The sequence below is a fragment of the Halomonas sp. PAMB 3232 genome (genome assembly GCF_031954225.1).
GTDB lineage: Bacteria > Pseudomonadota > Gammaproteobacteria > Pseudomonadales > Halomonadaceae > Vreelandella.
The window spans coordinates 734,426-747,612 of record NZ_CP134865.1; the positions used below are offsets into that span (position 1 = coordinate 734,426).

Below are 13,187 nucleotides of genomic sequence, written 5' to 3' on the forward strand. Positions count from 1 at the left end.
GGATCACTCTCCTAGAGTAAAGCGGGCAACGTTATTGGCACCGGCGCGCTGAGCGAGATCGACGGATTCGCCCATGTAGTCAAGCGTCACGCCGGTCGCGTTACCAATGGTGAGTCGAAAAGGCGGCTCGCCTTCAACCGTTGCCGTGGTGCCCGGCGTTTGCAGGCCCACGAACACGCGCTGGTTGTTGGCATCGAAAATTTCGGTCCAGGACTGCTCGGCGAAGCTCAGCTCGAGCGTATTGGCATCGCCCTGGTTTTGCGCCTCGACCAGCGCAAGCGCGGCGTCGATGGCGGTCTCGGAAAGTTCTACCGGCTCGGGCTCGGCGGCGGCCTCCAGCGCGGCGCTGTCGTTGACGTCGGTGCCACCGGCCTGGCCGGTGGCCGCATCAGAGGGGGCCGGGGCGGAGACCGGCGTATCGGGCAGCGCTGCGTTCTGATTGGCGGCGTCGAGCTGGCTCTGCTCTTCGGCGGAGGGGGCCGCTCCCATACTCGGCGGCTCGCTGCCGCCGCGGCTTTGCCACCACATCACCGTCACGCCGATCAACCCGGCGATCACCAATAGCGTGACCAGCTTGAAAAGCCAGGCGCCGACGCGTGAAGGCGGGCGCGAGGTCGTGACCGGCGCCACCTTGCGCTCGGCCTCGGCAGTGCCAAAGCGTGCCTTGTAGGCGTCGAGCACCAGGTGTTCGTCCATGCCCAGATACTTGGCGTAGGCGCGCAGATAGCCGCGGCGATAAGCGGCCACGGGAATTTCGTCGTACTGGTCGCGCTCCAGGCCTTCGACCACGGCCGGGCGCAAATTGAGCGCCCGGGCGGCGTCGGAGAGCGCCACGCCGAGCTGTTCACGCTGACGGCTCAAGAGCTCGCCGGGTGAGGCGGTGGTGGTCGCGGTATTCTCGTGTAAATGCATGTCGCTCATGGCTGAGCATCCTTCAATAATTAGGTGATCAGGGGGCGCTTGCGGCCATCGACTGACGCTGATACTCGGCGGCGGCCTGTTCGTCGCCCCGAGCGCGGGCAACAGAGGCGGCCAACGTCAGCGCCTGTCGGTCCGGGCCTGCCAGCTGCAGATAACTTTGCAGCGGCGCCCAGGCGCGCTCGAAATTGCCCTGAGAAACTTCCAGTTCGGCTAACATCAAATACCCGCGCGGACTCCGCGGGTCGATACTCTGGGCGCGCACGAAGCGCTCGCGCGCGCGGCTGACATCGTCGAGCGCCATGTAGCACTGCCCCAGGTTGGTGAAAAGCTGGGCGCGGTTGGCGTACTGGGCATCGGTCGATGCGATTTCCAGCTGTTCGCAGGCCTGACGGTACTGGCCCTGCTGATACAAGAACGCCGCGTAGTTGTTACGCGCGCGAGTAAAGGAGGGGGCGGCGCTGACGGCCTCTTCAAAATAGCGGGTGGCCAGCTGAGTTTCGCCCTGCTGCTGATACACAAGCGCCATGCCTTGAAGCGCCTCGGCGTGGCGGGGGTCGATTTCGATGGCGCGGTCGAGCGCGTTGAGCGCCCGGGACAGGTTGCCGCGCTCCAGATAGGCCACGCCCAGCTGGCTGTAAGCGTCGGCGGCGTCCTGACCGGTTTGCGACGAGGGGCTGGGGCCTTGCGTAGCGCACCCGGCGAGTATCATGCTGCCCATTATAATGGACAGCGCCGGTACTCGAAGGAAGGTGGTGCGCCTACCGTAGCCAATCATGGTCGCCCTCGTGAGTGAATATTAACCCGCCGCCATGGGCGCCGGTCCTCGATAAAACGGCGGCTTTCGCCGGGCCCGGGCAGTAATTGCGTCATTATGCCGGGTTAAAACAGGGTTCATCAAAGCGCTGTGTGAAACGGAAGTCAAGGCGCGTTAGTCGGCGTCGAGCTGGACCGACTGAATGTAGCGTGCGCTGCGCTTGGTGCGGTCTTTCACGCGACCCACCAGCTGCCCACAGGCGGCATCGATGTCGTCGCCGCGGGTCATGCGCACGGTGGCGTTGTAGCCAAGATCATAAAGCCACTGCTGAAAGCGCATGACCTGGTTACGAGACGGCTTCTCGTAGCCGGAATTCGGGAACGGATTGAACGGGATCAGGTTGATCTTGCAAGCGAGCTCTTTCAAAAGCGCGGCGAGCTGCTCGGCGTGCTCCTGCTGATCGTTCACATCCTTGATCAGGGTGTACTCGATGGTGACCTGCCGGTTCTCCGGGCACTTGGCGAGATACCGATGGCAGGCGTCCAGAAGCGAGCGGATGTTGTACTTGCGGTTGATCGGCACCAGTTCGTTTCGAAGCTCGTCGGTCGCTGCGTGCAGCGAAATCGCCAGGCTTACGTCGATCTCGTCGCCGAGTTTGTCGAGCATCGGGACCACGCCGGAGGTCGAGAGCGTTACCCGGCGCTTGGAAAGCCCGTAACCGCTGTCGTCGAGCATCAGCTTCATCGCCGGCACGACGTTGTCGAAGTTCAAAAGCGGCTCGCCCATGCCCATCATGACCACGTTGGTCACCGGACGATTGGCGGTATCGCGGCGCGGGCCGACGCTTCTCTGGGCGACCCACACTTGGCCGATGATCTCGGCGGCGGTGAGGTTGCGCTGAAAGCCCTGCTTGCCCGTGGAGCAGAAGCTGCAGTCCAGCGAACAGCCCACCTGCGACGACACGCAGAGCGTGCGCCGCTTGCCGTTTTCCGCCGGGATCAAGACCGTTTCCACGTAGCTGCCGTCTTCCACCTCGAGTACCCACTTGCGGGTACCGTCCGAGGAGGTGCCTTCGTAGACCACCGCCGGCCCGCGGATTTCCGCCACCTTGGCGAGCTTTTCACGCAGCGCCTTGGAGAGGTTGGTCATCGCGGAAAAGTCATCGATGCCTTCCTGGTGAATCCACTTCATCAGCTGGGCGGCGCGAAATTTCTTCTCGCCGATGGAGAGGAAAAACGCCTCCATCTGCGCGCGCGAAAGCCCCAGCAGGTTTTCCCGTGCCGGGGCGGTCGAGTCGCTTGGCGTGGATTGAGTGGCGGCGTTCGCCTCGGGCGTGTGTTGGGCTACGGTGGTGGTCATGGCTCAGCGCTTGGAAAGGGCGGGGGCGAGCCCCCGCGAAAATGGCCAGCAACGCGGTTCGAGTCGGCGCTCTTAGCGCGGGCAGATCTCGTCGTTGCCGAAGAAGTAGGCGATCTCGCGCTCGGCACTCTCGGCAGAGTCGGAGCCGTGAACGGCGTTGGCATCGATGGTTTCAGCGAAATCGGCGCGGATGGTGCCGGCTTCGGCTTCTTTCGGGTTGGTCGCGCCCATCAGGTCACGGTTTTTGGCGATCGCGCCTTCACCTTCGAGTACCTGTACCACGACCGGCCCGGAGGTCATGAAGCCGACCAGATCCTTGAAGAACGGGCGCTCCTTGTGCTCGGCGTAGAAACCGCCGGCTTTCTCCTCACTAAGGTGCTGCATTTTGGCGGCTACGACCTTGAGGCCGGCCTTTTCGAAACGGGCGATGATCTCGCCGATCGCGTTCTTGGCAACGGCGTCGGGCTTGATGATGGACAGAGTGCGTTCAGTCGCCATGGTGTAACTCCTTTGGGGGTCTAAAACAGAAAGTGCCGCTTCTTGCGAAGCGGCGCACAAGGTGATCAAAAGCCGGTACGGCGCCCGCCCGGCAAAGTGGGCGCGATTATAGCGCCTCCCACCGGGGATGAATACCGATTCGGCTAAACGGTGAAGCTCTCGCCGCAGCCGCACTCGTCCTTGACGTTGGGGTTGTTGAAGCGAAAGTAGCGATTGAGCCCTTCGCTGACGTAATCGACTTCGCTGCCGTTGAGCATCGCAAGCGCTTCAGGGTCGACGAACACGCAGGCACCGTGCTCTTCAAAACGGACTTCGTCCGCTTTCGCTTCATCGGCGAAGTCCAGCACGTAGCTGTAGCCCGAGCAGCCGCTGGGCTTGACGGCGACGCGAAGGCCAAGCCCCTGACCACGCTCGTCCAGCACGTGACGGATCTGTTTGGCGGCGTTGGGCGTAATCGTGAGGGTTGCCATTGGCATGCTCCTTGAAAGTGTCGGTCTTGAGTAGAGCCGTCCGATGAAGATCAGTTCGAGGCTTGCGGGGTGCGAAGCCCGCCAAGCGCGTGACGCATCAGACCGAGCGCGTGATCGATGTCGTGTTCGGTGGTAAAGCGCCCAAAGCTAAAACGCAGCGACGAGTGGGCCAGCGCCCGCGGCACGCCAATATTCAGCAGCACATAAGAGGGCTCTACACTTGCCGAGTTGCACGCCGAACCCGTCGATACCGCCACATCGCGCAGCGCCATTAACAGCGCCTCGCCGTCCACGCCTTCGAACGCCACGTTGACGATGCTCGCCACGCTATGTTTGGTTGGCGAGTTGACGTGCACGCCGCCGATATCGGCAAGCCCGGCCATGAAGCGCGCCTTGAGCGCGTCGATATGGGCGCGGTCAGCCTCGCCGACCTCGTTCATCAGCGCAAACGCCTCGCCCATGCCCGCAATCTGATGAGTGGGGAGGGTGCCGGAGCGCATGCCGCGTTCGTGGCCGCCGCCGTGAATCAAGGCTTCGACACGAATATCCGGGTGGCGTTTCACATAAAGCGCGCCGATTCCCTTCGGCCCGTAGGCCTTGTGCGCCGATAGCGACATCAAATCCACCTGCTGGGCGGCCACGTTAAGCTCGATTCGCCCCACCGCCTGAGCGGCGTCGGTGTGAAACGCCGCGCCGAAGCCGTGGGCGGTGTCAGCCAGCGCCTTGAGGTCGTTGACGGTGCCAAGCTCGTTGTTGACCGCCATCAGCGATACCAGCGTGGTGTCGTCGCGAAGCGCGCTTTCAAGCTGCTCGGGGGTAACGCGGCCATCCGGCCCCGGCGTGAGCCAGGTGACCTCGAAACCCTCGCTTTCGAGCGCTCTGGCGGTATCCACCACTGCCTTGTGCTCGATGGTGGAGGTCACCAGGTGCATGCCGCGTTCGCGATTGGCGCGCATGAAGCCGGTCAGCGCCAGGTTGTCGGCTTCGGTAGCGCCGCTGGTCCAGACGATTTCCCGCGGGTCGGCGTTGATCGCATCGGCGACCTGGCGGCGCGCCTGCTCGACGGCCTGCTCTGCCTGCCAGCCAAGCATGTGGCTACGCGAGGCCGGGTTGGCGAACAGCTGATCCACCGTCAGATAGCGCTGCATGACCGCGGCCACGCGCTCGTCCACCGGCGTGGTGGCGGCGTAGTCCAGATAAACGGGGAGCGGGGGAGCGGAGGTTGTCGGCATGGTGTCCAGCGGCTCATCAAATGGTAAAAGGGCGGTCATTGCGACGAGGCGAGAATGCTCGCATCGACGCGGTGGCGCTGACGGGTGGCCGTTTGCAGCACGTCCGGGCGCCTGGCGAGCTTTGCCAGAGTGACGTCATCGAGAAACTGACGAATCTGGTTGGAGAGCTCGCACCATAGATAGTGAGTTAAGCAGATATCGCCCTGTTGGCAATCCGACATGCCCTGGCAGCGCGTAGCGTCGACACGCTCGTCGACTGCATCGATCACCTGAGACACGCTGATGTCGTCGAGCCCGCGGGCCAGCAGGTAGCCACCGCCGGGGCCACGTACGCTCTTGACCAGCCCCGCCCGGCGCAGCCTGGCAAAGAGCTGCTCGAGATAGGAAAGCGAAATTTCCTGACGTTTGGAAATATCGTTCAAACACGTCGGGCCCTGCTCGGCGTGCAGCGCCAGATCGAGCATCGCCGTCACGGCGTAACGGCCTTTGGTGGTCAAACGCATAGGGTATCCCGGTGCTGGTCATGAGCGCACGGACGAAAGTGTGGGACCATTATGGGAAATCCCGAGTACTTTGGTCAACTATTGTGGCGCGCATGGCCCGCGCCGCCTGGAGCGGTGGGATCAACGGGCGGTCGAGTCAGTGCCGGGGCGTTTCGCTCTCTGGACTGTTCGAACGTGCGCGCGTATGGGCGGCGTCGACGCTTTCACAGCCCGGGGTGGGCTCGTCGAGCACGTCGGCGAAGTCGTCGCTGTTGAGTTCAGGGAGCTTTCCCTCGCGGTAGCCGGCATCGAGCTTTTTGAGGGTGGCGCACATGCGCTCCAGGCGTCCGTCGACGGCGTGCATGTGATCGAGCATCGCCTGCATCGAGCGGGCGACGGGGTCGGGCATGTCCTGGCTCACGCCATAAGCATCGAAGCCGAATTTCTGGCAGATCGCCTCGCGCCGGGCCGGGTCGACCTCGTGTGCCGCTTCGACGTCCGGGTCCGGGCGCTGGACGACCTTGCCGGGAATGCCTACGACCGTGGCGCCGGCGGGCACCTCCTTGGTGACCACCGCGTTGGAGCCCACCTTCGCCCCGGCGCCGACGGTGAACGGGCCCAGAATTTTCGCACCGGCCCCGACGATCACGCCGTCGCCCAGGGTCGGGTGGCGCTTGCCCTTGTTCCAGCTGGTGCCGCCCAGGGTTACACCCTGATACAGGGTGACGTTATCGCCGACCGTGGCCGTCTCGCCGATCACCACGCCCATGCCGTGGTCGATGAAAAAGCGCCGCCCGATGGTCGCCCCCGGATGAATCTCGATACCGGTGAGCCAGCGCCCGAAGGTCGAAATGCTGCGCGCCAACCACTTGAGGTTCTTCTTCCAGAGCCAGTGGGCGCCACGGTGTAGCAGCAGCGCGTGAAGCCCTGGGTAGTTGGTCAGCACTTCGAGAAAGTTGCGCGCCGCCGGGTCGCGGTCGAACACGCTGTTAATATCTTCACGCAAACGTTCAAACATGTAGGGTCCTTCGTCCTGGCGACGGCGCGGCGCTTCGAGCTCTAACGTAGCCGCATTCGAATTCGAGTCTGACAGGTAGTTTAGCGCGCCTTGTCAGCGGCCGCTTTTTCTGTCGCGGTGAGCACGCCGCGCAGGATGCCCATCTCCATCTTCTCGACCCGGGCGCGCAGGTAGAGCCTTCGAAGCCTGGCCATCAGCTGGCGCGGCTTGGCCGGGTCGTGAAAGTCGATCGCGATCAGCGTGCGCTCCAGGTGCTCGAAGTAGCGCTCGAGCTCCTCGTGGGTGGCGAGCTCGGTCTCGGTATCCAGCTCAGCCTCATTCTGGGGGCAGGCGCTTGGCTTGCCGTCGAGCCAGGCCAGGCGGCACTCGTAGGCCACGACCTGCACCGCCGCCGCCAGGTTCAGCGAGCTGAAATCCGCGTTGGTGGGAATGTGCACGTGGGCGTGGCAGCGCTGAAGCTCGGCGTTGGTCAGCCCGCTATCCTCGCGGCCGAATACCAGCGCCACGCGGGCGTTGTCGGCCCGGCACTCGCCCGAAAGCCGGCCACCGAGCTCACGCGGGGTGAGCATCGGCCAGGGGAGGGTGCGCGAGCGGGCGCTGGCGCCTACGGCCAGAGTGGCATCCGCCACCGCCTCTTCCAGCGTCTCGACCACCTGGGCGCTGTGCAGCAGGTGATCCGCGCCGGAGGCGCGCGAAATGCTCTCCTGAGTGATCACTTCGCAGCGCGGCGCGACCAGACGTAAATCTGCCAGGCCCATGTTGTGCATGGCGCGGGCCACGGCGCCAATGTTGCCAGGATGACTGGTGCCGATAAGAACGATGCGAATGCGCTCAAGCATGAAAAGGCTCGGTAATGATGAAAACGCGCAGTTTAGCATGAGTCGATAGCAAGCCCGAGGGGGCTCTGTTAGAATTGCGCGCCAAAGGTTCGCCCACCCCCATCCTTACCTGGAATCGTTACCTGGTTTTATCCGGGCGGCCCAACGTTCTTTAACATCACTGTGACAAGGTTTGATCATGAATCCGATGGTCCAGTTTGCGCTGCGCGCCGCGCGTGGCGCCGCCGAACAATTCTTACGCGTTCGCGAACGTATCGAAAACGCCCACGAGGAATCCAGCCTCGAGCGCCTGTTGGAAGATACCGCGCGCAAGGCCGAAGCCACGATCGTGCACCAGCTCGATCGCGGCTATCCGCAGCACGGCGTGACCGGTCGCTACACCGCGCATAAAGCGGGCGAAGGCGACGGCGCCGAGACCCTCTGGAAGATTGAACCGCTTCACGGCTACTCCAGCGTATCCGTGGCGGGTAAAGGCTTTGCACTCACAGTGGTGTGTCTGATCAAGGGGCGGCCCGAACATGCCGTCATCATCGCGCCGTTTGGCGACGACGAGTACATCGTCAGCCGCGGCAGCGGCGCCCAGCACAACGACAAGCGCATGCGCGTGAGCAAGTCCACCGCGCTCCCCGGTACCCGCATGGCGATGAGCCTGCCGCCGTCCTGGCTGCGCGAAGCGCACCTGCCGGCGTACCTGAGCGTGGCGCAGCACATCGCCCCGCAAACCGACACCCTGATCGCCACCGGCAGCGGCCTTTTGGATATTTGCGAGCTCGCCTGCGGGCGCGTCGACAGCGCTTTCGTGCTGGGGCTCGAAGAGCAGGACCTGCAGGTCGGCACGCTGCTCTTGAAAGAAGCCGGCGCGCTGATCGGCACCCTCCAGGGGCAGCCCTCGGTCAAACCCGAAGGCCAACTGATGGCCGCCGGCCCCCGCCTTTACAAGGCGCTGATCAAGCAGCTGGCGCCGCACGTTTGAAGAATGATGAGTCATTGGTGAGTCGCGAATAGTAAGTGGCGAACAAAAAAAGCCCCTGCCGGTTACCCGGCAGGGGCTTTTTTGTGACTCGAAAGCCCGTGGTTGAAAAGCGCCTTACGGCAGCTCCTCTTCCTCTTCGTCGAGTGCCTTCTTCGTCGGGATCAGATCCTCGCGCGAGAGCTTCAGCGGCAGCAGCAGCGCTCCGGAAATATAGATCGAGGAGAAGGTGCCCACGCCGATGCCGACCAGCAGCGCAATGGCGAAGTTCTGGATCATGTCGCCGCCGAGCACCAGCAGCGCCAGTAGCACGAGAATGGTCGTGCCGGAGGTCGCCAGCGTCCTGGAGAGCGTGGCGTTGATCGCTTCGTTGAAGATTTGCGGCATGTCGTCGATGCGCGAGGTGCGAATCGACTCGCGGATACGGTCGTACACCACGATCGTATCGTTGAGCGAGTAGCCGATGACCGCTAGGATCGCCGCCAGCACCGTCAAATCGAAGTCGAGCTGGAACAGCGCGAACACGCCGACCACGATGATGACGTCGTGAATCAGCGCCAAAAGCGCCCCGATGGCGAACTTGTACTGAAAGCGCAGCGCCACATACAGCATCACCACGCCGAGCGCGACCATCAGGCCCATGCCGCTTTGATCACGCAGCTGATCGCCCACTTGGGCGCCGACGAACTCGGCGCGGACCAGATCGACGCTGTCACCGCTTTCACGCAGTAGATTGACGACATTGGTACCCACGTCCGGATCAAACGCCTGCTGCAGGCGAATCAGCACCTCGGTGGAGGCGCCGAAGGTTTGCACCGAGACGTCCTGGAAGCCGCTGGCTTCCAGCAGCTGGCGCACGGCGTCGAGCGAGGGCGCCGCGCCGTAGCGTACTTCGATCAGCGTGCCGCCGGTGAAGTCCAGGCCAAGGTTGAGCGAGAACGCGGCAATGGCGACGATCGACACGACCAGCATGACGGCGGAGGCGATGAACGCCAGATTCCGCCGGCCCATGAAGTCGATGTACAGATGTGTTAGGGGTTTCATGACCACCTCTTGAAGTCGGGGCGAAGCGCGAGGGTCTGGAACATGGCGATCAGATCCATAGCTTTTTAACGGGCTTGCTGCCGTAGGTCAGGTTGACCATGGCGCGCGTCACCATCAGCGCGGTGAACATCGACGTCAAAATACCGATCGAGAGCGTCACGGCAAAGCCTTTCACCGGCCCGGTACCGATCGAGAACAGGATCACCGCCACCAGCAGGGTGGTGATGTTGGCATCGACGATCGAGGTGAAGGCGCGCTCGTAGCCGGCGTGAATGGCCTGCTGGATCGACAGTCCGTTCTTGAGTTCTTCGCGGATGCGCTCGAAGATCAGCACGTTGGCGTCCACCGCCATGCCAAGCGTGAGCACGATACCGGCAATGCCGGGAAGTGTGAGCGTGGCGCCCAGCATCGACATCACCGCGACCAGCAGCGTCAGGTTGAGCCCCAGCGCGACGGTGGCGAACACGCCGAAGACCTTGTAACGGGCGAGCATGAACAGCACGACCAGCAAAAGACCCAGCTGGACCGACAAAAGCCCGCGCTCGATGTTTTCGGCGCCAAGGCTTGGGCCGATGGTGCGCTCCTGCACGAAGTAGATGGGCGCGGCAAGCGAGCCCGAACGCAGCAGTAGCGCGAGTTCGCTCGCTTCGGTGGGCGAGTCGAGCCCGGTGATGCGGAAGCTGTTGCCCAGCGCGCTTTGAATGGTGGCCAGGCTGATCAGTCCGCGCTCGGTGTAGGGCTCACGCTCGATGGTCTGCTCGCCGGTTTCCGGGTCGGTGACCACCGTGTCTTCGCTCTTGTGCTCGATGAACAGGACCGCCATGTTGCGGCCAATGTTGGTGCGCGTGGCGCGGTTCATCAGCGTACCGCCGGTGCCGTCCAGGTTGATGTTGACCTGGGGGCGGCCGTTTTCATCGAAGCTGTTGCTCGCGCTCGACACGCTGTCGCCGGTAATGATCACATCGCGCATCAGCTGCGCGCTGCGGCCGTCGTTGTTACGAAACCCGAAGCTTTCGGTTTCCATCTCCGGCGTGTCGCCCCGCGCTTCCAGGCGGAACTCCAGGTTCGCGGTGGCGCCGACGATGCGCTTGGCGGCCACGGTGTCCTGAATGCCCGGCAGCTCCACCACGATCTGGTTTGGCCCCTGGCGCTGCACCATCGGCTCGGCGACACCCAGCTCGTTGACCCGGTTACGCAGCGTGGTCAGGTTCTGGTTGATGGCGTAGTCCTGGATTTCGCTCACGACCTGGTCGCTAAGCGTCATGGCCAGGCTTGCCGAGCGGCCGCTGCCGTTGCTGGCGTAATCGAAGTCCGGAAACTCGCGGCTGATCAGCTGGCGGGCGTCGTCGCGGTCTTCCGAGCTTGCGAAATCGAGCGACAGGGTCTGGCCATCGATCTCGGTATTGCGATAGCGAATACGTTCGCCGCGCAGAAGCTCGCGCATGGCGCTGGCGTTGACTTCCAGGCGCTGGGTGATCGCCGCGTCCATGTCCACCTCCAAAAGGAAGTGCACGCCGCCGCGAAGGTCGAGCCCTAAAGTCATCGGCGAGGCGGAGAACGCCTGTAGCCAACCAGGGGTGGCATCGGCCAGGTTCAGCGCCACGGTGGCATCGCCACCCAGCACTTCGGTTGCCGCGTCGCGCGCGTCGAGCTGGTCGTCGTCGCTTGCCAGGCGAATCAGCCACTGGCCGTTCTCCTGCTCGACGCCGGTGACGGCGATATCGCGCTCATCGAGGGCATCGCGTACGCGGGATACGTCGTGCTCGCTCAGGGCATCGCCCTGGGCGCTACTAATCTGAATGGCGGGATCGGCGGGAAATAAATTGGGAAGCGAATAGATAAGGCCAACGATCAAAACGACCAGTATCAGCAGATACTTCCACAGGGGGTAACGGTTGAGCATGTAAGCCCTGCCTTCAATGACATACGGAATTGCCGTACGCGGGCAGCCCGCGTACGGCAACGTTTACCATCATCGACCATCTCACCCGTGCCGGGGTGGCTGGCACGTGTCGGCAGGGTGGGGCGCGAAGATTAGATGGACTTGATAGTGCCCTTGGGCAGTACCGCGGCCACGGCGTTTTTCTGCACGTTCACTTCGGTGCCTTCGGAGACTTCAAGGGTCAAAAATTCGTCGCTGACCTTGGTGACGCGACCGACCAGACCGCCGCCGATGACCACTTCATCGCCTTTATCCAGGCTTGTGACCAGCTGCTTGTGCTGCTTGGCGCGTTTGGCCTGCGGGCGCCACAACAGGAAATAGAAAATCAGTACGAAACCGACCAGCATGACGATTTGGGCAATACCGCCGCCGCCGGCGGCACCTTCGGCATGCGCCGGCGAGATGAAGAAATCCAGCATCGAGCGAGCTCCTGGGTTAATGACGTTGAGGTTGATGGAAAATGGGATAAAACCACTCGCGCACGCGAGTGGCGATCAATCTGGTATCGCTGCTTTTTATCACTTGGCAAGCGGTGGCACGGGCAGGCCGCGCTGGGCATAAAAGCCTTCCACAAAGGCGGTCAATGTACCCGCTTCGATTGCCTCGCGCAAATCCGCCATGACCCGCTGATAAAAGCGCAGGTTATGGATCGTATTGAGCATCGAGCCGAGCATTTCATTGCAGCGATCCAGGTGATGCAGGTAGCTGCGCGAGAAATTCTGGCAGGTGTAGCAGTCGCACTCGTCATCGAGCGGTCGGGTGTCGTGGCGGTGCGTGGCGTTACGAATTTTGACGGTGCCGGTGGAGACGAACAGGTGGCCGTTTCGCGCGTTGCGGGTCGGCATCACGCAGTCGAACATGTCCACGCCGCGGCGCACGCCTTCGACCAGGTCCTCGGGCTTGCCCACACCCATCAGATAGCGCGGCTTGTCATCCGGCATCCAGGTCGGCAGGTAGTCGAGCACCTTGATCATCTCTTCCTTGGGTTCGCCCACGGAAAGCCCGCCGATCGCCAAGCCATCGAAGCCGATCTCCATCAACCCCGCGAGCGAGCGCTCGCGAAGCTTTGGGTGCATGCCGCCCTGGATGATGCCGAAAAGCGCCGAGGGTGAATCGCCGTGAGCGTTCCGAGAGCGCCTGGCCCAGCGAAGCGAGAGCTCCATGGATTTCTCGGCTTCATGATAAGTCGCCGGGTAGGGCGTGCACTCATCGAAGATCATCACCACGTCGGAGCCCAGCGAGCGCTGCACCGCCATCGACTCTTCCGGGCCCATGAACACCTTGCTGCCATCTACTGGCGAGCGAAAATGTACGCCCTGTTCGGTGATCTTGCGCATCTCGCCGAGCGAAAAGACCTGGAAGCCGCCGGAGTCGGTGAGAATCGGCTTGTCCCACTGAGCGAAGTCGTGCAGGTCGCCGTGGGCCTCGATCACTTCCGTGCCCGGGCGCAGCCACAGGTGAAAGGTGTTGCCCAGAATGATCTCGGCACCGATCTCTTTCACCGATTCCGGCGTCATGCCCTTGACGGTGCCGTAGGTGCCCACCGGCATGAAGGCCGGGGTTTCGACCGTGCCGCGGGGAAAGTGAAGGCGGCCGCGGCGCGCGCGGCCGTCCTCGGCCAGGCGCTCGAAGCGCATAAAGCATTCGTTTCGCATGTC

General features: G+C 63.1%; 14 protein-coding genes. 1 reads left to right on the top strand and 13 read right to left on the bottom strand.

What is annotated here, in order from left to right; all coding sequences use genetic code 11:
* Positions 1 to 3: 3 nt before the first annotated feature.
* From RN346_RS03430 to RN346_RS03470, 9 genes are all read right to left on the bottom strand, one after another.
* The gene (locus RN346_RS03430) at positions 4 to 921 is read right to left on the bottom strand and encodes a RodZ domain-containing protein (protein WP_263584971.1); all 918 of its coding nucleotides are present in this window, start codon (positions 919 to 921) and stop codon (positions 4 to 6) included.
* Between the two features lie 28 nt (positions 922 to 949).
* Positions 950 to 1,696 (bottom strand): type IV pilus biogenesis/stability protein PilW, encoded by a 747-nt coding sequence (gene pilW, locus RN346_RS03435; RefSeq protein WP_263584970.1) that lies wholly within the window; start codon positions 1,694 to 1,696, stop codon positions 950 to 952.
* 153 nt (positions 1,697 to 1,849) lie between these two features.
* A complete protein-coding gene (gene rlmN, locus RN346_RS03440; protein WP_263584969.1) occupies positions 1,850 to 3,034 on the bottom strand; it encodes a 23S rRNA (adenine(2503)-C(2))-methyltransferase RlmN in 1,185 nt (394 codons plus the stop codon).
* A 72-nt stretch (positions 3,035 to 3,106) separates the two neighbouring features.
* Positions 3,107 to 3,532, bottom strand: coding sequence for a nucleoside-diphosphate kinase (ndk, locus tag RN346_RS03445; protein ID WP_263584968.1), 426 nt, complete (start codon positions 3,530 to 3,532; stop codon positions 3,107 to 3,109).
* A 143-nt stretch (positions 3,533 to 3,675) separates the two neighbouring features.
* Positions 3,676 to 4,002, bottom strand: a complete 327-nt coding sequence (locus RN346_RS03450) for an iron-sulfur cluster assembly accessory protein (RefSeq protein ID WP_263584967.1) — start codon at positions 4,000 to 4,002, stop codon at positions 3,676 to 3,678.
* 50 nt (positions 4,003 to 4,052) lie between these two features.
* The gene (locus tag RN346_RS03455; RefSeq protein WP_311962121.1) at positions 4,053 to 5,234 is read right to left on the bottom strand and encodes an aminotransferase class V-fold PLP-dependent enzyme; all 1,182 of its coding nucleotides are present in this window, start codon (positions 5,232 to 5,234) and stop codon (positions 4,053 to 4,055) included.
* A 35-nt stretch (positions 5,235 to 5,269) separates the two neighbouring features.
* Positions 5,270 to 5,737, bottom strand: coding sequence for a Fe-S cluster assembly transcriptional regulator IscR (gene iscR, locus RN346_RS03460; RefSeq protein WP_263584965.1), 468 nt, complete (start codon positions 5,735 to 5,737; stop codon positions 5,270 to 5,272).
* Positions 5,738 to 5,873: 136 nt separating this feature from the next.
* Positions 5,874 to 6,734, bottom strand: a complete 861-nt coding sequence (gene cysE / locus RN346_RS03465; protein ID WP_311962122.1) for a serine O-acetyltransferase — start codon at positions 6,732 to 6,734, stop codon at positions 5,874 to 5,876.
* Positions 6,735 to 6,814: 80 nt separating this feature from the next.
* The gene (locus tag RN346_RS03470) at positions 6,815 to 7,573 is read right to left on the bottom strand and encodes an RNA methyltransferase (RefSeq protein WP_311962123.1); all 759 of its coding nucleotides are present in this window, start codon (positions 7,571 to 7,573) and stop codon (positions 6,815 to 6,817) included.
* Between the two features lie 178 nt (positions 7,574 to 7,751).
* On the opposite strand from RN346_RS03470, the gene RN346_RS03475 reads away from it, so the two are divergent.
* A complete protein-coding gene (locus RN346_RS03475) occupies positions 7,752 to 8,546 on the top strand; it encodes an inositol monophosphatase family protein (RefSeq protein ID WP_311962124.1) in 795 nt (264 codons plus the stop codon).
* 114 nt (positions 8,547 to 8,660) lie between these two features.
* Here the strand turns inward: RN346_RS03475 and secF are convergent, their stop codons facing one another.
* The 4 genes from secF to tgt all read right to left on the bottom strand — a co-directional run bounded on the left by secF (position 8,661) and on the right by tgt (position 13,184).
* A complete protein-coding gene (secF, locus tag RN346_RS03480) occupies positions 8,661 to 9,587 on the bottom strand; it encodes a protein translocase subunit SecF (protein ID WP_311962125.1) in 927 nt (308 codons plus the stop codon).
* A 49-nt stretch (positions 9,588 to 9,636) separates the two neighbouring features.
* Positions 9,637 to 11,490 carry a protein translocase subunit SecD gene (gene secD, locus RN346_RS03485; RefSeq protein WP_311962126.1) on the bottom strand — a complete coding sequence of 618 codons (1,854 nt, stop codon included), beginning with the start codon at positions 11,488 to 11,490 and terminating at the stop codon, positions 9,637 to 9,639.
* A gap of 131 nt (positions 11,491 to 11,621) precedes the next feature.
* Positions 11,622 to 11,948 carry a preprotein translocase subunit YajC gene (gene yajC, locus RN346_RS03490; protein WP_252106781.1) on the bottom strand — a complete coding sequence of 109 codons (327 nt, stop codon included), beginning with the start codon at positions 11,946 to 11,948 and terminating at the stop codon, positions 11,622 to 11,624.
* A 99-nt stretch (positions 11,949 to 12,047) separates the two neighbouring features.
* Positions 12,048 to 13,184 (bottom strand): tRNA guanosine(34) transglycosylase Tgt, encoded by a 1,137-nt coding sequence (tgt, locus tag RN346_RS03495; RefSeq protein ID WP_311962127.1) that lies wholly within the window; start codon positions 13,182 to 13,184, stop codon positions 12,048 to 12,050.
* Between the last annotated feature and the right edge of the window lie 3 nt (positions 13,185 to 13,187).